The following is a 23,570-nucleotide window of genomic DNA, read 5'->3' as shown; positions in this document are numbered from 1 at the left end:
TTTTGTTCTTATTCAGCAGGCAAATTGGTGCTGCCGGGCGATGTGTTTTTCAATCATGATATCAATGGCTTGCTGATCATAGGGTCTTAAACCGGAGAGAATCATGGTTTTCTCCCCCATACCCACCACATCCCCATTTTCACGGTAAATAAAGTTAAGGGTCACCCTACCCCGCTTGCCATTAACGTCCAAAGTAGCGCCTGCCGCTTCCAGGTGCGGGTTTACCAGGTCCACTCGTTCCATTTTCAGGGTCATACTGTCGTAGATGACCAAGGGTTTGGTGGTATTGATCATGACGCCATGGGACTTCATCAGCGGCACAAAGACATTGGGGAAGTTCTCACCGGAGAAGGCGACATAGCTGCGTACCAGCTGCTCAATCATCAACGTATCATGGTTGCAGGCTCCGTGGCGCTCAATATCCAGATACATCTTGCCGGCAAGGTCATAAATGCTCTTATGCCCTTTATCGTTGGTACAGATTTCCAGCTCAACGCCATCGGTGACCATACCATTGAAAGTGACTCGCATATCGCTGTACAGGCCCTCACTCAGCAGGATCTTGGCAAATAGCAGATCACCCGGGACGCAGAATCGGGAGTTATCCACATCGTGGAGTGGATTAAAATCATTGGCAACGCGCTTGGCAAACTGGCTGGCCTGTTCACGGGTAAACGAAAAGCGGTTGGCTGCCAGAGAGGTACAGTATTGATCAATAAACATAGTGTTAAGGCTGGATTCCTGCCGCAGTCATCCCCCAGCCAGGCATTATTGATTGCTTCTGGCTACCGGATGTCAATCATTGGTGACAAATGCCCATGGTAAAACAGCGAACATTCTACCCTGTTCTCGCCCACAGAACATAATGAATTCTTGAAAGCATCATTGCCGAACTTAACGTTATTGCCGTGGTCTAAATACACAGTTCAACCGCAGCAATTCAACCACAATTCAACCACGAACGTTAGACCCAAACAGATGGCAAATCCTGGTAACTTCTCACCTCTAATGCCCTTTGTCCCTCAAAGCTCAAACGCTCACAGACCTTCTTATGAAGCGATGGCTGAAGTGATGGTGAATTTGAAGTCACATCTGTCAAAAGAGCTAGCCGCACGGGAACCACTGGATCTGCGCAACCGATCTGTCAAAGCAACTGAACATCAGATCGTTCAATACACTAAAGCACAATTGGAAACGAAAAAAAAACTGTGCGATCGAGGGAGCACCGTAACTTCAGAAAGAGAAAAACGATATTTTCAAACACCATCAGCAGAAACACTCTCTCATCTCCTGGACCAGTTCCAGGCTACTTATGTGAAATTCTGGGAGCTACAGGAGGTCGCGGAAGTCAGGCCAGAGAGTATGCCAAAGAGCCTGGCAAATATAGCGGATGATCTTGAACAGTTCGAAAATCACATTGTTGATTTTTTACTGAGCTGCATGCCTTCCGATCCGGAGCAAATTCAGGACCTTTTCTTATTGGCTGTCTGGTTACAGTGGACAAAAAACTCTAAAGGTGAAACAGAATCAGCCAACTATAGTTTAATCAGCAAACGGATTTTATCATTTTTCGAAAATGACAAAATGGCCAATATACCACTGGCAAAAATCAATAACAGGATCATTTGCTGTGATCTGAGGAGTCAGAAAATGGAACCTTTTGATGCAGATTTACTGCCTAAATTCATCATCACAAGTCTTTCCAACGCATTTAAATACATGCTTTTACTTAGAGATACTGAAACGGTAAAAGCAAATGTCATTGAATTTATTTGTGCATCTGAATTATTTAAAAGAGATCAAGGTTTGCAACAAGGATTTGCATCAACGTTAACTATCGCAGGACTGTGTGAATCCGGATTCAATATGGTTCACAAATTGAAGTGCAGTAATCTGCCTATCATTCCCGATGCAACAGACATTCCTGACTTAAACCCGGATTCACTATTATTCTACGTATATCGGTTTGGTGAGACCGATCAGCGAGCATATAACTCACCGGACATTAGCCTGTCAGCATTGGAACAACTCCTCCGCTTTCTCCAGATTCCGGAATTCAGGAAAAAAGTATTACCTTCAATACAGAGATACGCATCAATAGAAATATACCTGCCAGTTTTGAATACTATTTGTAATTTTCTGATCAATCAGGATACATTTCACTTTATCAATATCTCCAACAAAGACAGCAGGCTCTATTTATCCGCCGTTTTTTATTACCTGAAAAATGAACCTGAAAAAGCTGAAAGGGAACTGTTAAAATCCCGGGCCCCTGAAGCCCGATGGTTACTCAGCAAGATATATGAGAAAAACAACCGGTTTAAAGAAGCCATTCAGCAGTCCAGACAGGCCTTACTACAAGGTGTTAATGCGGCCAACCTGCAACTGGCTTTGCTGCTGATCAAGAACAGCAAGAATGATATCGGTTCAATAGAGGAAGTTATTACCCTTTTGAAGAGGGCTATAGAGCACTATGATTTTATCGATGCCAAAGACGTATCATTCTACATTCAGGGAATTATCGATGAGCTGGAGATTTTTGAAACAAAACCACTCGCCCTGGAAACGACATCTGGCAAAAAAAAGAGATCCAGAAAACAACGACACTGTCCAGGCACAGCCAGAAAAGAGGAAACCGCAAAAATACAGGGTAAAAAAAGAATTCAAGGAAACCACCGGTTAAACGGAGAACTGAATAATCAAAAACAGAGTCCTGGTGAAGATCAATACTCTATTAACGCAAGCCCTGTGTGTTCCGCAGGCGCCGAAGAAACACCCGCTTGTGGGGAACCCATTAAATCAATTCCTCGAACCCGGCTGTCCTACATCAGCCTCTCCGTTACACAATTATTACACAACAGCGACTTTGAACAGGCTCGAGCCGTATTAAAACAATCCTGTCAGGAAACTCAGCTGACAATACAACAGGCAAGTTTTGCTCACATGGATTTATGGAGTCTCAGAGTTATAGCAAAAGGATCTGAACATCTGGAAGCCTTCATTGCGTCAGCCAAACAAGAACAGAAGCCCGGTGAGTTAAATATACTGGGTCAATCCGGCGGAACACTGACCGAATACGGTCTCGACCAGAAGGATTGCGAAACGGTTTTATTATCTGATGACATTGCCAAAAACCAACTGGCCATTCGAAACCTGATTATTGATAAGGCACTGGGATGGCTATGCTGCCTTCACCCATATGATCAGAATATAGCCGACTATAAGGCTCTGTGGATAAGTCGGCCATGCACTACCGCCAGGCATCAGTTAGCCGAATTTGAACATAGCCTGACACTGACATTCGTCACCGGTTCTTTTTTATCCCTGATTGGCCACACTCATGGTGATATGGCAACAGATTGCGATGATCAAAAAGAGAAAAACAGGCTCAAGCAAAAATCAGGGGAATTCTATAGCACAGCGAATGAGTTTAATAATTGGAGAATTCGATTAAAAAACGACCCCGGGTTATGTCATCGCATCGCCAAAAAAACCCCATTAGGCGATATTCAACGACTAAGAAAAAACCTTGCAGCCGCCACAGAACAATAGCGTTGAAAGTATTAACGGTGGGGTGGAATGCCACCACCCCGCACCATCAAAGACCAACGTTGTTCTTCTGTAAGACTTGCTCCGCACGATAGCTGGATCGTACTAATGCACCGGAAACCACCTCAAGAAATCCTTTATCCAGGCCCCATCGACGATATTTTTCAAACGCTTCCGGCGTCACATAACGCTCAATGGGGAGATGGTTAACGGTTGGCTGCAGGTACTGGCCAAAGGTAACAATATCCACATTAATGGCTCTCAGGTCATCCAGGGTTTCCAGAATCTCATCATCGGTTTCACCGAGCCCCAGCATCAGGCTGGTTTTCGTCAGGACCCCAGGACGGTGTTTCTTGGCATGTTCCAGCACAGCCAGTGTCTGCTCGTAACTGGCCCGGGGATCACGCACCGGGTGAGTCAGTCGGCGAACGGTTTCTACATTCTGGGCAAAGACCGCTATCGGGCTATCAACAACCTTTTCAACATGGGACATGACACCGAGAAAGTCAGGCGTCAGGACCTCTACATCGGTATCCGGGTTTTCTTCCTTAACCCGGCGAACCACCGCAGCATAATGTCCGGCGCCGCCATCCGGCAGGTCATCCCGGTTCACCGAGGTCAGAACCAGATACTTAAGATTCATCAATTTAACTGAAGTGGCAGTATGCTCAGGTTCGTCCTCATCCAGCCACCCCTTTGGGTTACCGGTATTCACGGCACAGAACCGGCAAGCCCGGGTGCAGGTATCGCCCATCAACATAATGGTTGCCGTACCGGAACTCCAGCACTCGTTGATATTCGGACACATGGCCTCTTCACAAACCGTACTCAGCTTATGTTCATGAACGGTACTTTTGACTTCTTTGTACTTTGTGCCATGACTTGCTTTTATTCTGAGCCAGGATGGTTTGCGCTGAATCGGGGCATGCTGCCCCCCGGCACTGGCTTTAATGCCATTTTTAATGGCTGTGATACCTTTGTCATTGACAAACTTGGTGCCACTTTCCACCTTGATGCTACTGTCTATCTGTACGGTTGGAATAATCTGTTCCGGCTTCATCCGTTGGCTTTCTCCGGCGGGGCCGCTATTTAAATGCCCCCTGTTATCTTTGCGTACTGCTAACTGAGTTATTACGCCGCAGACCCGTTATGCTGACTGTCTGTCGGCAGCGCCTCACTCACCACTTTTTCATCAATCCTGATGTAGCTGAGTGCTTTCTGAAAGCATACCAGCAAGCGCCGACCCACGTCCTCTATATCAACATTTCCCAGCAGCGATGCCATGTCCACCACATGAAGCCCCGGATAACCGCAAGGGTTGATGCGATTAAATGGTTCCAGATCCATGTCCACATTCAGGCTGAGACCGTGGTAAGAACACATTTTACGGAATCGAAGCCCCAATGAGGCAATTTTTGCATCGTTGACATAAACACCCGGTGCATCCGGCCTGTTTTGTGCCTCTATGCCATAACTGGCAAGCATCTCAATCACGGCACTTTCCAATGCCGAAACCACGGCCCTTGGACCACTCTTCTTTCGGCGGACATCCATCAGGAAGTAAAACACCAGCTGTCCCGGGCCATGATAGGTAACCTGGCCACCGCGATCTACCTGAATAACCGGTATCTCTCCCGGGAAAAGGATATGTTCCGGCTTGCCAGCCTGCCCCTGGGTGAATACCGGAGGGTGTTCTACCACCCAGAATTCATCCCGGGTCTGATCATCCCTGTTGGCCGTAAAGGCTTTCATCGCCTGCCAGACAGGCTCGTAGTCTCTGTACCCGAGATAACGAACCACCAGGTCATTCCCGATACTGTCAGACGGTTTGCTACCTTTAACCATCAGGGCCCTGTCCATTACAAGACCATCTGAATACGGCCACTGGCTTTCAAATCTTCAAAAAGTGCCTGCAATTGCGGTTCGCCAGTGGCATGAATAACCACTGTCGCTGACATGTACTTGCCGTTGCGACTGGTTTTCATCTTTGCATGGCCATCGAAGTCCGGTGCGTGTTTTGCCACCACTCTCAGGACAAAATCTTTATAATCGGGAGCGGAGTGCCCTACGATACGAATAGGGTAATCACAGGGGAATTCAATTTTTGGGGCTTGTGGCTCTTGCATAACCATCTACCTACATCATTGTCGGACTGTAAACAGTAAAAAGCGCTGCATCTTTTTGGAAATACAGCACTGTTTATCCTTAATTTTTCTGCCATCCTCGCTAAGGGGGACGCCCAGTCGGGCGCTATTCTCGGTCAGCCTTCCGGGAGCTTGCCAAAGCAGAAAAATTAAGAAAACAATCCGGTAAAGAACAAGATAATACTATCCCAGATACGCTTGAAGAAACCTCCAGGCTCAACAGCCTGCTGGGCGACCAGCGGCACCTCACGAACCAGTTCATCGTCCAGCATAACCTTTACTGAACCAATGGTCTGCCCCTTCTCTACAGGCGCTTCAAGCTTTGGATCGATAGTCAGAGAGGCGGTCAGATTCTTACCCGTACCCCTGGGTACAGTAACAATCAGGTCCTCAGTGATACCGGCGGTAATTTCACTGATATCCCCTTTCCAGACCTTGACCGTTTGTAGCGGCTCGCCGCCCTTTTTCACGTCCACATTTTCAAAAAAACGGAAACCATAGGTTAGCAGTTTCTGGGCATCATCAGCACGCTGTTTCTCACTCCGGGAGCCTAACAGCACCGCAATCAGACGACGATCATCACGCTCAGAGGTGACCGCCAGATGGTAGCCGGTATCTTCAATATGCCCGGTCTTCAGGCCATCCACATAGGGGTTGGTCCAGAGCAGACGATTACGGTTTGCCTGACGGCGCAGGGGTTTACCTGTTTTTTTATCCACGCCGTACTGATAATACTTCTCAGCATACCAGCCGTAGTATTCCGGATAGTCCTGAACGATATGCCTGCCAAGAATGGCCAGGTCACGGGCTGTGGAATAATGGTCATCTGCAGGCCAGCCAGAAGCGTTCTGGAACAGCGTGTTGTTCATACCCAGACGCTGGGCTGTGCTGGTCATCAACTGGGCAAACGCTCCCTCGCTGCCGGCAATGTGTTCAGCAATAGCCACACTGGCATCATTACCGGAAACAATAATGATACCTTTCAGCAGATCTTCGACCGCGACCCGTTCCCCAACTTCAATAAACATCGTGGAACCGCCCAGGCTCCATGCTTTTTCACTGACCAGAACCTTGTCATCACGGTTGATGTTGCCTGCCGCCATTTCCATTTCAGCCAGGTAAGCAGTCATCATCTTGGTCAGGCTGGCTGGATGCATGGGGTCATCGGGATTCTGTGAGGCCAGCACTTCGCCACTGCTGGCGTCCATCAGGATATAACTTTTCAGGGAGACTTCCGGTGGGGAAGGAATCTGTCCAAAAGCACTGGCCTGGCCTGCGAAAACAAGACCTGCCACGGTCAACGCTCCCAGCCAGCGAGGGGCCTCCAGCCAACGAGAGGCCACCAGCTGATGAAGGGAAGATAATATTCTTTTGCTCATGCAGGAAAATGCTCTGGGTATATGGATTTCCATCATTATAATATTCAAGTCTTTTGAGGTTAACTGCGACTTACAACCACTGATAACAATTCATCGTTCAGCACAGCAGATCTTCCATCAAGTCAGAAGCGAACAGGCAAATTGGTATTACTCATGAGGAATATTTTTTTCCCATGATAGCTAACGTCATTAAAAGTGCGCCAACCCAACTTCTCATAAAAACTGACCTGATCTGGAGTATACAGGAATAGCGGCCCCAGGTTCTCCTGCTGTGCATATCCCATTGCCACCTTTACCAGCTGCTGACCATAGCCCTGCCCTCGCCTGGACGGCTCAACATAGACATTGGCCAGCCATGGTGAAAGCTCCGGGTAGTTTGGCAGATCCTCTTTGAGAATACTGACGGATCCCCAAACACGCCCTCCCTCTGAAAGCACCCAGGTTTGAGGGATAACGTCCGCCAGTAAAGAGGCTTCCATATCTGCTCGGAAGTCACTCAAATCGCACCCGGGGTATAAAGCCCCCCACTCAATATAATGCCACTGCGTAAGCGTTTTGATGCATGAGGGCAGATCTTTCAAATTGACAATTTTCATCAGGATTAATAGCAAAGAAATCTATGGCCTCAATTGTACCCCAAAGCACTGAAAAACCTGACCCCTGAGAAAACCGGATAGATAAAAAATCGCTACAACCCTTATGCATAAAGGCCTGAAGGTGACGATGAATTATCTTGGCAAGGTTTCCAAACGCCCTCTATTTTTACCCTATGAATACACGACTATGAGCCAGCAATGCCTTTCAACCGTAACAGTAATAAATAATTCTATGATTCATAAAGCCTGGGAAAGTGGGAGTGACACAATGTTAAATGAAGACTTGTACGAGTGTCTGATTGAGCTCGGCATCAACGAGCCTAAAGCACGGGCAGCGGCGAAGGAGAACGCCAAGCTGACGGAAATGGGCGAAGATATTGTCACTATACGGCAAACGGTCTTCGAACTTACTCGCCAGAGTAGCGGTATGAATGAGCGCCTGATCAATGTTGAAGAGTTAATGAAAGCTCTGATTCAACGTATTAACAGCATGGAACAGTGGCAGGGCCAAACTGATGACCATCTGATTGATTTTGAGGGGCGCCTGACCGGTGTAGAAGGGAAATTGGTCAATGTTTCAGGAAGGTTAACCGGAGTTGAAGACCGTCTGACCCGCGTAGAGGATGAACTTGCCGAAATCAAAGGCATGTTGAAAATACTCGTTGACAGAGAATAGGACAGATTCGATCCACCCTATCCCTCCCCACATCTTTTGTTATGGCGTTCTGACTACCGGCTCAGACTGCTCAGCCTCTACTTCAGTCACCAGATTTTCGGAAGATTCCGCGTCACTGACGGGCTTTTCATAGACAGGCTTTTCATAGATAAGATATGGCGCTGCAAACTCAGCAGAGCTTAACCCCTCCAGCAACTCATCCAGATGCTCAGGGCTTTCTACCGGACCAATCCTCACCCGATAAAGTGGTTCTGGTGCTTCCCCCTTGACAACTTTCGCCTGAACACCGACCCGGGAAAAGAGATCCCGACGTAAAAGCTGTGCATTATGGTAGTTTTTAAAGGCAGCCAGTTGCAGGTAGAGTAAATCACCATCCCGTTGATGGGCGGAAGAACGGGCAAAGGTCTCCGGATCAATACCTTCTATTGCCACATTTGCCAGGCCTGAATCAGCAAATCCCAGTTTTTTTGCGGCAACATAAGAGAGATCGATCAGTCGATCACCATGAAACGGCCCGCGGTCATTTACCCGCACAACCACCGACCGGCCATTCTCAAGATTGGTTACCTTGACATAGGAGGGTAGTGGCAATGTTTTATGGGCTGCCGTCATTTTGAACATATCATAGATTTCACCGTTAGCCGTCTGCTTCCCATGAAACTTGGTGCCATACCATGAGGCCTGGCCATTTTCGGCATAACCATTGGCGGACGCCATCGGCTGATAGTGAATCCCGCCCAGGGTGTACGGTGAATTTTTAACAGGGACCTGTATCGGCGATGGAACAGCGTCAGGAATGGTACTGACATCAATAGTTTTATCAGGCGGGCCATCCTGAACTTGTGTACTACTACAGCCAGCCAGGGCTAATAGTATGACGACAGGAACCAGCCTGAATACCAGGGCGTTAATACTCCTGATTGTACTCATTGATACAAAGCCTGAGGAACAGGCTCCAGATCGTTCCCATTGATCAAACATACTTTTCAACATTAACAACCAATATTCCTGACTGGGGGAGGGCCCGTTATCAATTAATCAAGAGCGCAGTGCTACGCACAAACTCTCAGGCAGTGACCCCTGTGAAAAGGTCACCAAACTAGGAGCCTGTCCGAGAGTGATTGAAAAATCACCCCTGCTGATCTTTTGCCACCTGCTTTTGTAATGCCAGAGACCGGTTATAGCTATCCGTCACTTCTCTGGCCAGCTGATAGACCGCAAGGGCATACATTTGGCTACGATTATAGCGGGTAATGACATAGAAATTATGAAGTCCGACCCAATACTCAGCGCCAGCGCTGCCTTCATGCTTCATCGCCAGAACTTTTGAGGATTTCGGGACCATTTTCGGAACAGCCCACCCGGCCTTTTGCACAAGACTCAGTTTTTTATCCGGCTTTAGCCCTGAAGACACAATCTGCTCGTGCTTAATGCCTGAAACCTTTGCCTGAATTGCCACACCACTGCCGTATTTCCAGCCGTGCTTTTGCAGATAGTTGGCAACACTGGCGATGGCATCTTCATCGCTCAGCCAGATATTGGCCTGCTGATCTCCCGTATAATCCACGGCGTAGGCACGATAGCTGGACGGCATAAACTGTGGAATACCCATGGCGCCGGCATAGGACCCGGTCAGTTCATCAACGTCCAGATTCTGTTCACGGGCCAGTATCAGGAAATTTTTCAGCTCTTTGCGAAAAAACTTACCTCTTCGGGGAAAATCAAACCCCAGAGTAGTCAGCGCATCAAGTACTTTAAAGCCACCTGTCTGACGGCCGTAATAGGTTTCTACACCAATAATCGCCACAATAATATTGGCAGGCACCTCCAGCTCCTGTTCAACACGGGCAAGGGTTTCTGCATTTTCTTCCCAGAAGCTGACCCCTTTCGCTATTCTTTCTGGCGTGATAAATATCTTTCGGTAATCTTTCCACTCCAGAGTACCTTCTGCAGGGCGGCTGATCAGTTCCAGGGCCCGGTCAGAGCGCTCCGCCCCGGCCAGAATATGCTCAAGCTCTGTCCGGGAAAAACTGTGTTCAGCTACCAGCTCATCAATAAAAGCATCAACATCCTGCCTGCCCAGATAGTCACTGTCGTGATTTTCATGGGCTAACGCATTGGAAACAGGCGTAGCGAATACGGCAGCCATCAGCAGGCCACCACGAATCACTCGACGGAATACCCCGGGAAACTTTTTCATGTATCCGTACCTTTTCAAATAGAACAAACTCAGGGTTCTCCCACAGACCAAGACAGCTGCAGCAATACACAACCAACCCTGCCTTTACATTAATCGACTCTACATTAATTGACAGTGGTTTTGAAAGCTATGGCAGAAAGGTAAAACCTATTGGGAGACTCTCAGGAAAGAGCGATGCGTATGTATCGACATCAGGAACCCAAAACCCGCCAACAGCGTCAGCAACGAAGTCCCCCCCCGGCTAACCATGGGTAATGGAACACCCACTACTGGCAGTAGTCCACTAACCATCCCGATATTCACAAAGATATACACGAAGAACGTCAGGGTGATACTGCCCGCCAATAAACGACCAAAAAGCGTCTGGGCATTCAGGGTTATGAATATTCCCCGCGCCAGAATCAAGGCATACAGGACAAAAAGTACCAGACAGCCCATCAGGCCAAACTCTTCGGCAAGAACAGCAATAATAAAATCCGTATGGCTCTCTGGCAGAAAATCAAGATGCGATTGCGTTCCCTGTAACCAACCCTTGCCATAAAGCCCACCCGAACCAATGGCGATGGTGGATTGTATGATATTCCAACCAGCTCCCCATGGGTCACTTTCAGGGTTCAGAAATGTCAGCACCCTCCGCTTCTGATAGTCATACATAAAAAACTGCCAGAGCACATAGATCGCCGGTACAGCAAGGCAGATGGCCGAAAATATAATACGTTTTCGCAAACCGGCCAGGAGCAACACAAATATACCCGAAGCACCAATCAAAATTGACGTACCAAGGTCAGGTTGTCTGGCAATAAGTACCACCGGAACAGCAATAATAACCAGTGAGAAAATGACATCTTTGAAAGAGGGAGGCAGTGGACGTCTGGCCAGAAAAGCCGCCATGGTAATGGGCATAATCAGTTTGATCACTTCCGAAGGCTGAAACCGGAAACCCGGCAGCTGGATCCAGCGCTGTGCACCTTTGGATTGAACGCCCATGAACAGAACGGCCAATAATAACAGCACCCCTCCCACATAAAACCATTTGGCCCACTGCATCAGCACTCTCGGCGGAACCTGGGCCAAAATCAGCATTCCGGCCAGACTGACCCCAAGGTAGGTAGCCTGACGAAGAACAACCGACATATCCCGACCGGTGGCACTGTAAAGAATAAAGAGTCCCGCACCACAGAGTAAAAGCAGAAACCCGAGCAGCACAAAATCAATATGCCAGCGCATGGATAATCCCGGGCTGCGACCAAATCCGTGGAGGTCAATCTGGCGAACAAAATCCTGGTTAGCCATTACTTCTCTCCCTTCATTTGGTGGCTGTTGGCACTTGATTGCTGTTGCCAGTTAATCTGGGCAGCAGGTAATAATCCATGACTTTTCTGGCTACATTTGAGGCGCCATTATTATTCTCCAGGATCACAGCAACGGCAATCCGGGGATCATCTACCGGTGCAAACGCTACAAACAAACTGTGATCCCGCTGGTACTCTTTCAGCTTCTCTGCATCATACTCCTCTCCCTGGGCAATACTGACCACCTGCGCTGTACCTGTTTTACCGGCCATCCGGTATTTTAGTCCCCGGCCAATTCGCCAGTTTGCGGTTCCCCTGGGAGAATGAATTACATCTTCCATGGCCTTGATAATGAGTTCCCAGTTTTTTGCTTCTGCCTCGGGAGTCCGGCCAATTTTGATGTCGTCTCCCCAGAACTTCCCCTGGATTTCAGGAATATCCTCTTTCACCAGACGAGGCTGAACGTACTTACCACGATTGGCAATAAGTGCCGTTGACTCAGCCAGCTGCAGTGGTGTTGCCAGCATATAGCCCTGCCCGATGATCGCAATCACCGTTTCACCCGGATACCAGGGCTGACCGTAGGCTCCCCGTTTCCACTCCCTGGAGGGCAGAAGACCCGGACGCTCCTCCCTTATATCAATGCCGGTTCTGTGGCCAAACCCAAATTGATCAGCAAAATCATGAAGGTTATCAATACCCAGTTTCCCAGCCTGGATGTAGAAGTAGGTATCATTCGACACCGATATCGCCTGGGATAAATCAACCCATCCATGGCCAGAGCGTTTCCAGTTGCGAAAACGGTGATCGCTGCCCGGTAGCTGAAACCAGCCTTTATCAAAAATTTTATCCTCTGGCTTGACAACATCATTGGCCAGCAGCGCAAGCCCCATCACCGGCTTTACCGTGGACGCGGGTGGGTACTCACCTAATGATGCCCGGTTATACAAGGGGCGTTCGATATCCCTGTTGAGTCCATTGTAAGTCTTGCTATCAATACCGGTAACAAAGAGATTCGGATCAAATGATGGATTGCTGGCCATTGCCAGCACTCCGCCGGTCTTTGGATCCATCGCCACCAAGGCCCCTCTGCGGCCGTTGATGGCATCGATCGCCACCTTTTGCAGATCACTGTCCAGGTAAAGGTTAAGATCCTGACCGGCTTGTGGGCTAACTTGTTTCAATACTCGCAATACCCGGCCACGGGCATTGGTCTCCACTTCCTGATGACCGGGTTTACCCAGAAGTACAGACTCATAAGAGCGTTCTATACCAATCTTTCCGGTGGTATGAGTGCCGAAATAAAGGGCTGGGTCCAGACGTTTCAAATCCTGATCATTAATTCGGCCTACATAGCCGACGCTGTGGGCAAAATGCTTTCCTTCGGGGTACTGGCGAATCAGTTCAGCGTTGATATCAACACCCGGCAAACGGAAAAGATTCACCGAAATCCGGGCGATCTCTTCTGAAGTAAGATCAAACTTAAGAGGAACTGCCTCATAAGGCCGGCGTCGCTTGACTCGTTGATGAAAACGCTGCAACTCACCATCGGTCAGGGGCAAAATATTGCCAATATCATCCAGCAAACCATCAAGATCTTTTGTCTGCTCCCGAACAATCGACAGTATATGACTGGGCTTGTTAACCGCCAGAAGCTTACCATTGGTGTCGTAAATCAGGCCACGGGTAGGGGGGATTGGTTGAACCAGTACACGATTCTCATCCGATTGCGTGGATAGCTCATTGTAGCGAACAACCTGAAGATAGAAGAGGCGGGAAATCAGTCCCACACCAAGAAGCGCCATAAAGCCGATGGCAACCCAAATCCGGATATTTACCAGTCTTTTTTCTGCCCCATGGTCCTTTAAGGTATCCTGCGGCATGTTATATCTCAGTCATCAGTCGTATGGTCAAAGGGCAGCTCTCTGTGTAGAAACCAATGCATCAACCTGTTAATACACAAGGATTAAACGTAAAAAATGCAGTGTTCCCGAGCGAAAAAACACTGCATTTCAGATAGAAAATACTCACTTTTACTTGAGTGACCGTACTTCGTCAATCACAGTTACACCAGTTTTACTTGTGGTAAGGATGATTGTGAAGAATGCTCCAGGCCCTGTAGACCTGCTCAGCCACAACCACTCTGACCAGCGGATGAGGAAGTGTTAACGGCGACAATGACCAGCGAAGATCCGCCTTTGCCAGGCATGATGAATGCAAACCTTCCGGTCCACCGACCAGCAAACTGACATTCCGGCCACTGTGCAGCCACGTGCCCATATTGTCTGCCAGTGTCTCTGTGCTCCAGGCCTTGCCCAGAATCTCCATGGTGACAACTAGGTCGCCAGTCCCCACCGCAGCCAGCATCTGGCCAGCCTCTTTCTCCTGAAGGCGATTAATGTCGGAACCTTTACTGCGTTTACCGAGAGGAATCTCAACAAGTTCCAGTTTCACGTCCGCACCCAGCCGACGACTGTATTCTTTGTAGCCCTCTTCAACCCAACCTGGCATTTTTGAGCCAACCGATATCAGCCGAATCCGCATCAGGATGGCTCAGCGGCAACCAGGTCAGCGCTATCCCACAGTCTTTCCAAGTCATAGAACTGACGGGTAGCCGGAAGCATCAGGTGGACAACGACATCCCCAAGATCCACCAGAACCCACTCGGACTTGTCCTGACCTTCAACCCCTAAAGGCCGAACACCATTTTTCTTGCACAGCTCAATCACATTATCCGCCAGTGACTTCACGTGACGGTTGGAGGTACCACAGGCAATCACCATATAATCGGTAACACTGGTTTGACCGGAAACATTCAAACAGGTGATTTCATTACCTTTTACTTCTTCGATAGCTTCTACAACAAGCTGTTTTAACTCATCAGAATGCATAGACTGCAAAATTAACCTCGTATTGACGACCCGGCAGAATGTGGTTTACAGACCACATACCGAATCAGGCCATTTAAACCGGGCAGGCTCTCAGCATTGATCATGGTTGTCAATGCCCGATAAGCGCCGGAGACGGAAATCCACTAGAATAATATCACTGGCGAATATGGCCATCCCCAAGAACCACATATTTTTGCGAAGTCAGTCCTTCAAGGCCAACAGGCCCCCGGGCATGGATCTTGTCGGTGGAGATACCAATTTCAGCCCCCAGTCCATATTCAAACCCGTCCGCAAAGCGGGTTGATGCATTCACCATAACAGAGCTTGAATCCACTTCCCGCATAAAACGGCGGGCACGAGAAAAGTCTTCCGTCACAATGGCATCGGTATGATGAGAACCATAGCGATTGATATGAGCAATCGCTTCATCCATATCCAGAACCACTTTAATGGCCAGAACAGGACCGAGATACTCTTCCGACCAGTCTTCTTCTGTTGCAGGTACCGCGCCGGGCAGAATCTCACAGGTGACAGGACAGCCCCGGAGTTCCACACCTTTTTGGGAGTACAGACCTGAAAGCTCCCGCAGCAAAGGCTGAGCCACATCCTGATGCACCAGCAGCGTTTCCATCGCATTGCACACACCATAACGATGGGTTTTCGCATTCATGGCAATCCGGACGGCCTTGCCATGATCGGCCCGATCATCCAGATAGACATGGCAGACACCGTCCAGGTGTTTAATCACCGGTATCCGGGCTTCAGCACTGATGCGCTCAATCAGTCCCTTGCCACCACGGGGTACGATCACATCGACATACTCAGGCATGGTGATCAACACACCAACAGCGGCACGGTCAATCGTTTCAACCACCTGAACCGCATCTTCAGGCAGCCCAGCCTGGGCCAGTCCCTGCTGAATACACCGGGCAATGGCCTGGTTGGAGTGGATGGATTCACTGCCGCCACGGAGAATGACGGCATTACCGGATTTCAGACAAAGGCTCGCGGCTTCCACGGTGACGTTCGGGCGGGATTCATAGATAATGCCAATAACTCCCAGTGGCACCCGCATTTTGCCCACCTGGATACCGCTGGGTACATACTTCATGTCATCAATGGTGCCGATGGGGTCTGGCAGGGCTGCCACCTGACGGAGACCTTCAATCATGGTATCAATTCGGGCATCGGTAAGCTCAAGGCGATCGAGCATGGCGGCATCAAGTCCACGTTCCCGGCCAGCGTCCAGATCCCGGGTATTGACAAACTTCAGCTGTGCACGGTCCGCTGCAAGTGCGTCTGCTATCGCCAGAAGTGCCCTGTTTTTCACCGCAGTATCAGCAACCGCCATTTCCTTACTGGCGCGGCGGGCTCTCTGGCCCAGTCCATGCATATACTCCGTCATTTGATCAGCCAAAGTCTTTTCTCCCGGCAACTTGCATCACCACTATATTCTCTGCAAACAAAGGAATTGTCCTGAATAACTTCCACATCTCTACCGACGCTTCCCGCTTCCCGCTGCCCGCCTCCCGCTTCCCGAAAAGCTGAAACTGCTTGTGCTTTTGCGGGCAGCGGGAAACGGGAAACGGGAAACGGGCGGCAACATTTTCTTCCCAGACTGAGTTGATGAAGTTGTTCTGGGACAAATCCAAAGGCTATTAAAGAAGCCATAATAATATCAGTCCGCGATCGGCATGGTAAATTCAAATATCGTCCCGCCTTCAGGGTGACGATGGAATGTCAACCGGCCGCCATGGGACTGTATAATGGAGTGACATACCGTCAGCCCAATACCCATACCATCAGCCTTGGTGGTATAAAACGGCGTAAACAGCTTTTCTTCGGCATCATCTGCCAGACCATGGCCACGGTCAATGACTGAGACTTTGACAAAGCTATCATCCAGTTTTTCAGTACGGACATAGACACCGATGCTGCGGGTATCCATGTCCCTCATCGCTTCCATGCCATTGCGAATCAGGTTCAATGCCACCTGCTGGATCTGCACCGGGTCTACCTTCACATCAGGCAGTCCTTCTTCCTGCTCCAGATGAATTTCCATATGGTTGTTACGAGCGTCCACTTCTGCAAGCTTATAGGTGTCCTGGATCAAACGGTTCGGATCGACACTGCCCAGAACATGGTCAGGTTTCTTCACAAAAGAGCGAATGCGGGCAATGATTTCGCCGGCCCGCCTGGCCTGGGTATTGACTTTTTCCATGGCCTCAGAAAGACCAAGATCGTCTTTCAATTCCAACCGGGCCAGCATTCTTCTGGCCACCTGGGCGTAATTGGAAATCGCGGTCAGCGGCTGATTTACCTCGTGGGCAAAGCCGGCAGCCATCTCACCCATGGTGCTCAAGCGGGAAACATGGGTCAGCTGCTCTTTCTGGCTTTCCAATTCATCCAGAGCCTTCTGCAGGGCTTCCTGCTGCCTTTTTTTCTCGGAAATATCTCTGAACACAACCACTGCACCGCTGGGGGCACTGTTTTGCATAATCGGGGTGCAAGAAAAGTCCACCGGAAACGGCGAGCCGTCACTGTGCAGAAAGGTAGCATTTTCAACGGTTTTACTCACGCCCTTGACCAGGGATACCTGAATGGGTGCCATCGGCCCTGATACGCCGGATGAGCCATTTTCATCCCCTTTCATCAACTGAATCAGGTTCTGACCCGTCAGTTGCTCTATAGACCAGCCGGTCATGGCAGATGCCGCTGGATTGGCAAAGGTAATCATTCCCAGTCGGTCAAGCCCGAATATCCCCTCATTCATACTTTCCAGAATGCGGGCCTTGTCAGCCTCCAGTTGTCGATTTCTCGCTGAAAGTGCCTGTTCAAGCTTATGAATTTTCAACTGGGTCTGTACCCGGGCAATGACCTCTTCCGCCTGGAATGGCTTGGAGATAAAATCCACTGCGCCGGTTTCCAGCCCCCTGACCTTGTCTTTGGTATCGTCCAGGGCCGACAGGAAAATCACTGTTATATTGCGGGTTTCCGGGTCTTCCTTTAGCCGGTGACAAACTTCATAGCCATCCATGCCGGGCATCATGATATCCAGCAGCACCAGGGCAGGTTTTGCCTTGACAGCAATCCTGAGAGCACTCTCACCATTCTTGGCAATGAGAAGTTTATAGCCACGGCCACTTAGGGTTTGCAGCAATACCTGCAAATTCGTCGGATTGTCATCCACAAGTAGAATGCGCTCTTCTTCATGCTGCTCTACAGAAGCTTCAGCCAGATACATCGTCAGCAGACCCTGATGTCAGAAAGTTCATCAATGTAAAAATAGACGGAAATAAACGGGTTATTTTACTATAACTTCGGCTTTTATCAGAGGCCTTACTGCTATCTGTCACTCTGGCTAATGTTTTCGACACTGAGATTTTTTTTCCTGGGCCGTCTTATTCATGGTTCAATAGAGCTGTATTCGCGTTGAATTGCCCATGATCATTAACTCATAACGGCCGGGTGCTTATGAACATACTTTTAATCGGTGGTACCGGGCTGATCGGCCAGGAAGTACAACAGTTGTTCCTTGACAGGCAGATCCGGTCTATCGCTCCGGGAAGGGATGAATTAAATCTTGAAAATCCTGAGTCCATTGATTCCTGCCTGAAAAAATACCAGCCAGATATTGTGGTCAACTGTGCAAGTTATAACGATCCGGTCAAGGCCGAAAACGAGCCATCCAAATGCTTCCGGATAAACCGCGATGCCATGGCAACACTGGCGGATTGTTGCAACCGGCAACAGGCAATTCTGGTTTATATTTCAACGTACCGGGTTTTTGATGGCAGCAAAAAGGAAGCTTACACCGAGAGAGATATACCTAACCCTTCCGGTGTCCTGGCAACCAGCCGGTGGCAGGCAGAACAGCAAATCAGTGAGCGCTGCCCAAGGCATATCATTCTTCGCCTGTCCTGGATCATCAGCTATCGACGCACCAACCTTTTGAAGCATCTTCTGGATCAGATCAGCCAGGAGCAGGAGGTTGCCGTGGTATCCGATCAGCAGGGATGCCCAACACCCAGCGAAGATGCGGCAAGGGTTATTGTCGCGATTATCCAGCAGCTGGGGTGTGGGGCTGAACCCTGGGGTACTTATCATTATGCCGGAGCTGAATCCATCTCTGAAAACCGTTTTGCCGAAGCCGTGATTTCTGAGGCATCACAATATCAGGATCTGAAAATTCGCAAGCTGCGAATGGATAAATTGCATGATCGCAATGGTATTCAGGCGCCAGCCAATGCGACCCTCTCCTGCCGGAAAATTTTAAGCACCTTTGGCGTACATAATAAACCCTGGAGAGGAAGCCTTTCGCGGATGATCAGAAGCTATTATGAAGGGAATACAACTGAACTTACGTCATGAGGATTGCCATTAATGCCCGGTTCTTTTTTATCTGCAAAGCTGTATAAGACTGAGCAGCTCAGTGCCAATACACTGCAGCTGAGTTTTGAGTTGGGACAGGACGATAGAACGAGTTTCAATTTTATTGCCGGACAGTTTTTGCAGTTACAGTTTGAGCTTGATGGAGAACTCTATAAACGAAGTTACAGCATTGCCAACACGCCTGACGACTTTAAGGCAACCGGGCAGCTGCAGGTAGCTCTCAGCCTGGTCAGTGGCGGGGTTGCCTCCGGGCTTTTCCACAAAGCCCCTCCCGGAATCGAACTTAATATCGCAGGGCCGTTCGGAGTCCTTACGCTTCCGGAAACCTTTCCCGGACAACTTATTCTGGCAGGAACCGGCACGGGGATTGCCCCCTATCGAAGCATGATTCCGCAATTGAAAACGCTTACTGATAAGGGGACAGCTGTCACTGTTGTCAAGGGTTTCAGATATCGGGAGGAAAGCATTTACTCTGGAGATTTTGCGCAACTGTCGTATATAAAGTACCGCACCTGTCTAAGCCGGGAGTCCAACGTAAACAGCGCTGACCATGAGTATGCTGGCCACGTGCAGGACCAGTTTGACGCCCTTGACCTGAATCCTGAAAAAGATGTGGTTTATCTTTGTGGAAACCCCAATATGATTGATGATTGCGTAGCTTTTCTGAGAGACAGAGGGCTATCACCCCGGCAAATCAAACGGGAAAAATACGTTTACTCCGGGCACTGACGCCGCTTTTCAGGACAGCTTTTTTAAGACAAGAATGACCAGCCACCAGAATAAACCAAGGCACAGTCCCGCCATGACATCGCCAAACCAGTGAACCTGCAAAACCAACTGGGAAAAAGCTTCCATCATCACCAGTCCCAAAGCGACACTGGCCCATAACCACTGGACCTTAAATGGGCGGTTTTCTGCTACAAGCACAGCAAAAGAAAACAGTACATAGGCGGTGGCTGTTGTATGTACAGAGGGATCAAACCCGGCCAGAGGCCCTTCATTATCTGCCAGCCACTGGATAAGCCAGACAGAGCAAACCATTGATAGACCGCCACAGAGCAGATAGAACAGAGTGCCTAGCCGATCAGAACGGTACAGCCAGAATAAGCCGCCAGCGGAAAAAATACTCAAAACAGGAATGCTGCCGATCTGATTCACCCAATACATCACCTTTTGTAACCAGGGTAACTGAACCACTGCCAGCCATTGGTCGACACGTTGATTGATGCTCTCCAGCAAACCACCCCACTCAGAAAAAACAAGTAAGGCAAGCACCACTGATGCAAGCACCAGATACCCGGTAAACCGGGGTTTGAAGTGGCGATGTACACTGATCAGCACTGGCGGGAGCAAGATGGTAATACAGGTGATAGCCAACAGCACAACCAACAATTGATCGGGCACTGTATCATGCCACTGAAGTGCGGCTCCCGTCAGGTAACCCGGCAGCAGGTAAACAGGAGACCAGGCAAGGGCGGAGATAACATTAACAGTAAAAAAGTACCCGGGAACCATACCCATCATACCGGCTACTGCCGGTATGATGGGGCGGACAGGACCAACAAAACGTCCTGTTACAACACTTAAAACGCCATACTTGCTGAAGAAATCCTCACCACGTTCCAGCAACTGGGGATGACGATTAAATGGCCACCAGCATCTGACCCGCTCGTGATAATAATAGCCAAGCAGGTAACTGACCCCATCTCCAACAACAGCGCCCAGGAAAGCCCACAAAAGGATTGGATAAACAGACATGGAAGCCGCCCCGGCAATAGCCGCCAATGCAAACAGCATGGCAACACCCGGCAAAACAATGCCCACTGCAACCAGTGATTCCAGACAGGCAACCATTGCTATGGCAGGACCGATCCAGCCAGTATTCTGCTGTAACCATATATGCATGGCATCAAAATAAGCGTTATCCATGAGTTACCAGAGTCTTGGAAAATACCTTTCGTTAGCAGAGTTAGACTACAGTTTCATTGTAAATAGCGCCAATGTTATTGGGTAAATGCGTGCCTGTTGTTATCCTATTGCAGCAACGCAATCTGCAGCCAACCAATGGTATGCAATCAGGGAGTTAAAGGATGAGTGAAGTACTGGAAGAACTGGTTAATCAACTGAAACTGGAACCTATTGAAGACAATATATTCCGGGGCCAGAGTCAGGACCTTGGCTGGGGGCGGGTATTCGGTGGCCAGGTATTGGGGCAGGCGCTGTCTGCGGCAAGGCAGACGGTCGATCCTGAACGCCATGTTCATTCCTTCCATAGTTATTTTCTTCGCGAGGGCGATAGCAGCAAGCCGATTGTCTACACGGTTGATTGCATTCGTGATGGCAGAAGCTTCAATACCCGCCGGGTAGTAGCCGTTCAAAATGGACGCCCTATTTTCAATATGTCTGCTTCCTTTCAATTAAACGAAAGTGGTTTTGAACATCAGGATCCGATGCCAGGCGTCATACCTCCGGATGAAGCGTTGAGTGAAAAAGTCCTGATTCAAAGGCACAGTGACTTAATTCCCAAACCTCTGCAGAAAGGACTGCTGAGTGATACGCCCATTGAGATTCGCTTTGCCGCCCCCGTTGATCCACTGGCTGAAGAAACCAGGGCTCCAAACCATAAAATATGGATAAGAGCCAACGGAAAATTACCCGACAATCCGGGACTTCATAAATACCTTCTGGCTTACGCCTCAGATTTTCAATTCTTACCCACTTGCCTGTATCCCCATGGGGCTGCTGGATTCCAGAAACCTATTCAAATAGCCAGTCTGGACCATGCCATGTGGTTCCATCGCCCATTCAGGATGGATGAGTGGTTACTGCACTGTGTTGAAAGTACCACTGCCAGCAGTGCCAGGGCGCTGGTAAGAGGCCAGGTATTCAATCAGGCTGGAGTCCTGGTGGCGTCGACGATTCAGGAGGGCCTTGTGAGGCCCATCAAAGCTCAGACCAAGGTCTAAAGGCAAAACAGGCTAACCATTCATAAACTTTTAATTGTTCGCTAATGAAACTTGGACCACCTTTCAGCCCCTGCCCTTGCTGACCGGTGGTTTTTTTTTGCACTGAGGGTTTTCCCAACTGGACATATGACCAGTATCTAAGTACCTGAATGGTTGAGAGTGGTAAATGGTACGATAGAAAATCCCACGTCTTGACGGTTACAATTCCAGAAATTCACCCCCTGATTAATGGTAAAAATCCGGCAGGGGGGACAAAACCATCATAAGGAAATACTGTGAGCTTTTCTTTTCTGCTTAAGCCCGTTGTCAGCAAATTGAGGCAATACATCGTCTGCCTTTTTGCACTGCTTTCTATAGTCCCTGCCGTTAGCCAGGCATCCCGCTCTGCAGTCATACTGCAATATCACCATGTCAGCGATGAAACCCCGGGCATAACCAGCGTCACCCCTGAGACATTCAGGAAACAGATCAACTATCTTGTTGAAAATGAGTTCAATGTGATGCCGCTGGTTGATGTGGTTGAGGCCCTTGGCCATAAAAAGGCGTTACCGGAAAGAACCGTCGCCATCACGTTTGACGATGCCTATCTGAGCATTTACACCAATGCATTTCCAATACTCAGGGAACAGGGTTTGCCATTTACTGTTTTTGTGTCGCCGACACCGGTGGATAAAAACTATCAGAAGTTCCTCAGCTGGGAGCAACTGCTGGAAATGGCTGAAGCTGGCGCCACCCTGGCAAATCACACCATGGAACACGCCCACAGTGTAGAAAGGCTGCCTGGAGAAACCGAAGCTCAGTGGCTTTCCCGGTTCAGCCGGGATCTGGAAATGACAGAGGCCAGAATTCAGGAAAAATCCGGTCAAAGTGTCAAAATGTTTGCCTGGACTTTTGGTGAAACTACCCCGGAACTCAGGGTCAGGCTGAACGAGATGGGATATATCGGCTTTGGCCAGCAGTCAGGAGCCGCTGGTGAATATTCTGACTTCACTCGTCTGCCCCGTTTTCCCATGGCTGGTATTTATGGGGTCAATGACTTTGCCGTTAAGGTCAACAGCAGGGCTCTGCCAGTGACCAGCCAGACCCCCGACTCATCACTGATCACTCAGGATAACCTTAAGCCCGAACTGGAGCTAACCCTGGCCAGTGGGGATTACCAGAAAAAGCAGCTGAAGTGCTATGCCTCCGGCCAGGGTGAGCTGAAGGTAACCTGGCTCAATGAAGAGATGACTCGTTTCAGGACACAAGCCAATAAACCATTGCCAGTGGGCCGAACTCGCTACAACTGTACCGCTCCATCCAACAGTGGCCGACACTACTACTGGTATTCACATGCCTGGCTCCGATTGACCGATGAAGGTAAGGCACTGGATTGAAAAGCACAATGGCGGCCGATAGGCGGGACGTTCAATCTGGCTCAGAAAACTGTCAGACTTGTAAGACGTAAAATAACGACGCCAGAACTCACGTCCCTCTGAGCTTGCC

At 49.2% G+C, this 23,570-nt stretch carries 22 protein-coding genes; 6 read left to right on the top strand and 16 right to left on the bottom strand.

Annotated features, from left to right (window positions below):
* Window positions 1-12 precede the first annotated feature (12 nt).
* The gene (locus KDK13_RS13960) at window positions 13-723 is read right to left on the bottom strand and encodes a DUF3581 domain-containing protein (RefSeq protein ID WP_257285579.1); all 711 of its coding nucleotides are present in this window, start codon (window positions 721-723) and stop codon (window positions 13-15) included.
* A 1,143-nt stretch (window positions 724-1,866) separates the two neighbouring features.
* Here KDK13_RS13960 and KDK13_RS13955 point away from each other — a divergent pair.
* On the top strand, window positions 1,867-3,552 hold the full coding sequence (locus KDK13_RS13955; RefSeq protein ID WP_257285578.1) for a lipopolysaccharide assembly protein LapB: 1,686 nt from the start codon (window positions 1,867-1,869) through the stop codon (window positions 3,550-3,552).
* Window positions 3,553-3,598: 46 nt separating this feature from the next.
* Here KDK13_RS13955 and lipA read toward each other — a convergent pair whose 3' ends face one another.
* The 5 genes from lipA to KDK13_RS13930 all read right to left on the bottom strand — a co-directional run bounded on the left by lipA (window position 3,599) and on the right by KDK13_RS13930 (window position 7,668).
* Window positions 3,599-4,609 carry a lipoyl synthase gene (gene lipA, locus KDK13_RS13950; RefSeq protein ID WP_257285577.1) on the bottom strand — a complete coding sequence of 337 codons (1,011 nt, stop codon included), beginning with the start codon at window positions 4,607-4,609 and terminating at the stop codon, window positions 3,599-3,601.
* A 71-nt stretch (window positions 4,610-4,680) separates the two neighbouring features.
* A complete protein-coding gene (gene lipB / locus KDK13_RS13945) occupies window positions 4,681-5,409 on the bottom strand; it encodes a lipoyl(octanoyl) transferase LipB (protein ID WP_373692245.1) in 729 nt (242 codons plus the stop codon).
* A complete protein-coding gene (locus KDK13_RS13940) occupies window positions 5,409-5,675 on the bottom strand; it encodes a YbeD family protein (RefSeq protein WP_252024076.1) in 267 nt (88 codons plus the stop codon). The genes lipB and KDK13_RS13940 overlap by 1 nt, the downstream gene beginning before the upstream one ends.
* Window positions 5,676-5,842: 167 nt before the next feature.
* Complete coding sequence (locus tag KDK13_RS13935; RefSeq protein WP_257285576.1) at window positions 5,843-7,072, bottom strand: D-alanyl-D-alanine carboxypeptidase family protein; 1,230 nt, start codon at window positions 7,070-7,072, stop codon at window positions 5,843-5,845.
* A gap of 122 nt (window positions 7,073-7,194) precedes the next feature.
* Entirely contained in the window at window positions 7,195-7,668 is a 474-nt protein-coding gene (locus tag KDK13_RS13930; protein ID WP_373692244.1) for a GNAT family N-acetyltransferase, read from the bottom strand.
* A 127-nt stretch (window positions 7,669-7,795) separates the two neighbouring features.
* Between KDK13_RS13930 and KDK13_RS13925 the strand changes: the two genes are divergently transcribed.
* Complete coding sequence (locus KDK13_RS13925; RefSeq protein WP_257285574.1) at window positions 7,796-8,344, top strand: hypothetical protein; 549 nt, start codon at window positions 7,796-7,798, stop codon at window positions 8,342-8,344.
* A gap of 39 nt (window positions 8,345-8,383) precedes the next feature.
* Here the strand turns inward: KDK13_RS13925 and KDK13_RS13920 are convergent, their stop codons facing one another.
* The 9 genes from KDK13_RS13920 to KDK13_RS13880 form a co-directional block, all read right to left on the bottom strand.
* Window positions 8,384-9,274: a septal ring lytic transglycosylase RlpA family protein gene (locus KDK13_RS13920; RefSeq protein WP_306671125.1), complete on the bottom strand. Its 891-nt coding sequence runs from the start codon at window positions 9,272-9,274 to the stop codon at window positions 8,384-8,386.
* Window positions 9,275-9,473: 199 nt separating this feature from the next.
* A complete protein-coding gene (gene mltB, locus KDK13_RS13915) occupies window positions 9,474-10,544 on the bottom strand; it encodes a lytic murein transglycosylase B (RefSeq protein WP_257285573.1) in 1,071 nt (356 codons plus the stop codon).
* 147 nt (window positions 10,545-10,691) lie between these two features.
* Window positions 10,692-11,837 (bottom strand): rod shape-determining protein RodA, encoded by a 1,146-nt coding sequence (gene rodA / locus KDK13_RS13910; RefSeq protein WP_257285572.1) that lies wholly within the window; start codon window positions 11,835-11,837, stop codon window positions 10,692-10,694.
* Window positions 11,838-11,850: 13 nt separating this feature from the next.
* Window positions 11,851-13,719: a penicillin-binding protein 2 gene (mrdA, locus tag KDK13_RS13905; protein WP_257285571.1), complete on the bottom strand. Its 1,869-nt coding sequence runs from the start codon at window positions 13,717-13,719 to the stop codon at window positions 11,851-11,853.
* Window positions 13,720-13,912: 193 nt separating this feature from the next.
* On the bottom strand, window positions 13,913-14,380 hold the full coding sequence (gene rlmH / locus KDK13_RS13900; protein WP_257285570.1) for a 23S rRNA (pseudouridine(1915)-N(3))-methyltransferase RlmH: 468 nt from the start codon (window positions 14,378-14,380) through the stop codon (window positions 13,913-13,915).
* Window positions 14,380-14,727 carry a ribosome silencing factor gene (gene rsfS, locus KDK13_RS13895; protein ID WP_257285590.1) on the bottom strand — a complete coding sequence of 116 codons (348 nt, stop codon included), beginning with the start codon at window positions 14,725-14,727 and terminating at the stop codon, window positions 14,380-14,382. Before rsfS ends, rlmH begins: the two co-directional genes overlap by 1 nt.
* A 154-nt stretch (window positions 14,728-14,881) precedes the next feature.
* Window positions 14,882-16,132 (bottom strand): glutamate-5-semialdehyde dehydrogenase, encoded by a 1,251-nt coding sequence (locus KDK13_RS13890; RefSeq protein WP_257285589.1) that lies wholly within the window; start codon window positions 16,130-16,132, stop codon window positions 14,882-14,884.
* A gap of 4 nt (window positions 16,133-16,136) precedes the next feature.
* Window positions 16,137-16,373, bottom strand: coding sequence for a hypothetical protein (locus tag KDK13_RS13885; protein ID WP_257285569.1), 237 nt, complete (start codon window positions 16,371-16,373; stop codon window positions 16,137-16,139).
* 32 nt (window positions 16,374-16,405) lie between these two features.
* Window positions 16,406-17,971 carry a response regulator gene (locus KDK13_RS13880; protein ID WP_257285568.1) on the bottom strand — a complete coding sequence of 522 codons (1,566 nt, stop codon included), beginning with the start codon at window positions 17,969-17,971 and terminating at the stop codon, window positions 16,406-16,408.
* A gap of 230 nt (window positions 17,972-18,201) precedes the next feature.
* Here KDK13_RS13880 and KDK13_RS13875 point away from each other — a divergent pair, with 230 nt between their 5' ends.
* Both KDK13_RS13875 and KDK13_RS13870 read left to right on the top strand, forming a co-directional pair.
* Window positions 18,202-19,098, top strand: a complete 897-nt coding sequence (locus KDK13_RS13875) for an NAD(P)-dependent oxidoreductase (protein WP_257285567.1) — start codon at window positions 18,202-18,204, stop codon at window positions 19,096-19,098.
* A 12-nt stretch (window positions 19,099-19,110) separates the two neighbouring features.
* Window positions 19,111-19,848, top strand: a complete 738-nt coding sequence (locus tag KDK13_RS13870; protein WP_257285566.1) for an FAD-binding oxidoreductase — start codon at window positions 19,111-19,113, stop codon at window positions 19,846-19,848.
* Between the two features lie 9 nt (window positions 19,849-19,857).
* Here the strand turns inward: KDK13_RS13870 and KDK13_RS13865 are convergent, their stop codons facing one another.
* Complete coding sequence (locus tag KDK13_RS13865) at window positions 19,858-21,048, bottom strand: VTT domain-containing protein (protein WP_257285565.1); 1,191 nt, start codon at window positions 21,046-21,048, stop codon at window positions 19,858-19,860.
* A gap of 161 nt (window positions 21,049-21,209) precedes the next feature.
* Between KDK13_RS13865 and tesB the strand changes: the two genes are divergently transcribed.
* Together tesB and KDK13_RS13855 are read left to right on the top strand one after the other, a co-directional pair.
* Window positions 21,210-22,085, top strand: coding sequence for an acyl-CoA thioesterase II (tesB, locus tag KDK13_RS13860; RefSeq protein WP_257285564.1), 876 nt, complete (start codon window positions 21,210-21,212; stop codon window positions 22,083-22,085).
* Between the two features lie 275 nt (window positions 22,086-22,360).
* Window positions 22,361-23,461: a polysaccharide deacetylase family protein gene (locus KDK13_RS13855; RefSeq protein ID WP_257285563.1), complete on the top strand. Its 1,101-nt coding sequence runs from the start codon at window positions 22,361-22,363 to the stop codon at window positions 23,459-23,461.
* Window positions 23,462-23,570: the final 109 nt, after the last annotated feature.

The sequence above is a fragment of the Endozoicomonas sp. SESOKO1 genome, from assembly GCF_024606265.1.
Classification (GTDB): Bacteria; Pseudomonadota; Gammaproteobacteria; order Pseudomonadales; family Endozoicomonadaceae; genus Endozoicomonas.
This window is presented reverse-complemented; position numbering and strand designations above follow the sequence as displayed.

Excerpts from the sequence above, each read along its gene's own strand:
- KDK13_RS13890 (WP_257285589.1), bottom strand. The coding sequence starts at position 16,132 with ATGACGGAGTATATGCATGGACTGGGCCAGAGAGCCCGCCGCGCCAGT.
- KDK13_RS13960 (WP_257285579.1), bottom strand. The coding sequence starts at position 723 with ATGTTTATTGATCAATACTGTACCTCTCTGGCAGCCAACCGCTTTTCG.
- lipA (WP_257285577.1), bottom strand. The coding sequence starts at position 4,609 with ATGAAGCCGGAACAGATTATTCCAACCGTACAGATAGACAGTAGCATC.
- KDK13_RS13880 (WP_257285568.1), bottom strand. The coding sequence starts at position 17,971 with ATGTATCTGGCTGAAGCTTCTGTAGAGCAGCATGAAGAAGAGCGCATT.
- KDK13_RS13920 (WP_306671125.1), bottom strand. The coding sequence starts at position 9,274 with ATGAGTACAATCAGGAGTATTAACGCCCTGGTATTCAGGCTGGTTCCT.
- mltB (WP_257285573.1), bottom strand. The coding sequence starts at position 10,544 with ATGAAAAAGTTTCCCGGGGTATTCCGTCGAGTGATTCGTGGTGGCCTG.
- lipB (WP_373692245.1), bottom strand. The coding sequence starts at position 5,409 with ATGGACAGGGCCCTGATGGTTAAAGGTAGCAAACCGTCTGACAGTATC.
- KDK13_RS13940 (WP_252024076.1), bottom strand. The coding sequence starts at position 5,675 with ATGCAAGAGCCACAAGCCCCAAAAATTGAATTCCCCTGTGATTACCCT.
- mrdA (WP_257285571.1), bottom strand. The coding sequence starts at position 13,719 with ATGCCGCAGGATACCTTAAAGGACCATGGGGCAGAAAAAAGACTGGTA.
- KDK13_RS13870 (WP_257285566.1), top strand. The coding sequence starts at position 19,111 with ATGCCCGGTTCTTTTTTATCTGCAAAGCTGTATAAGACTGAGCAGCTC.
- rlmH (WP_257285570.1), bottom strand. The coding sequence starts at position 14,380 with ATGCGGATTCGGCTGATATCGGTTGGCTCAAAAATGCCAGGTTGGGTT.
- tesB (WP_257285564.1), top strand. The coding sequence starts at position 21,210 with ATGAGTGAAGTACTGGAAGAACTGGTTAATCAACTGAAACTGGAACCT.
- KDK13_RS13935 (WP_257285576.1), bottom strand. The coding sequence starts at position 7,072 with ATGAGCAAAAGAATATTATCTTCCCTTCATCAGCTGGTGGCCTCTCGT.
- KDK13_RS13865 (WP_257285565.1), bottom strand. The coding sequence starts at position 21,048 with ATGGATAACGCTTATTTTGATGCCATGCATATATGGTTACAGCAGAAT.
- KDK13_RS13925 (WP_257285574.1), top strand. The coding sequence starts at position 7,796 with ATGAATTATCTTGGCAAGGTTTCCAAACGCCCTCTATTTTTACCCTAT.
- KDK13_RS13955 (WP_257285578.1), top strand. The coding sequence starts at position 1,867 with ATGGTTCACAAATTGAAGTGCAGTAATCTGCCTATCATTCCCGATGCA.
- KDK13_RS13875 (WP_257285567.1), top strand. The coding sequence starts at position 18,202 with ATGAACATACTTTTAATCGGTGGTACCGGGCTGATCGGCCAGGAAGTA.
- KDK13_RS13930 (WP_373692244.1), bottom strand. The coding sequence starts at position 7,668 with ATGAAAATTGTCAATTTGAAAGATCTGCCCTCATGCATCAAAACGCTT.
- rodA (WP_257285572.1), bottom strand. The coding sequence starts at position 11,837 with ATGGCTAACCAGGATTTTGTTCGCCAGATTGACCTCCACGGATTTGGT.
- rsfS (WP_257285590.1), bottom strand. The coding sequence starts at position 14,727 with ATGCATTCTGATGAGTTAAAACAGCTTGTTGTAGAAGCTATCGAAGAA.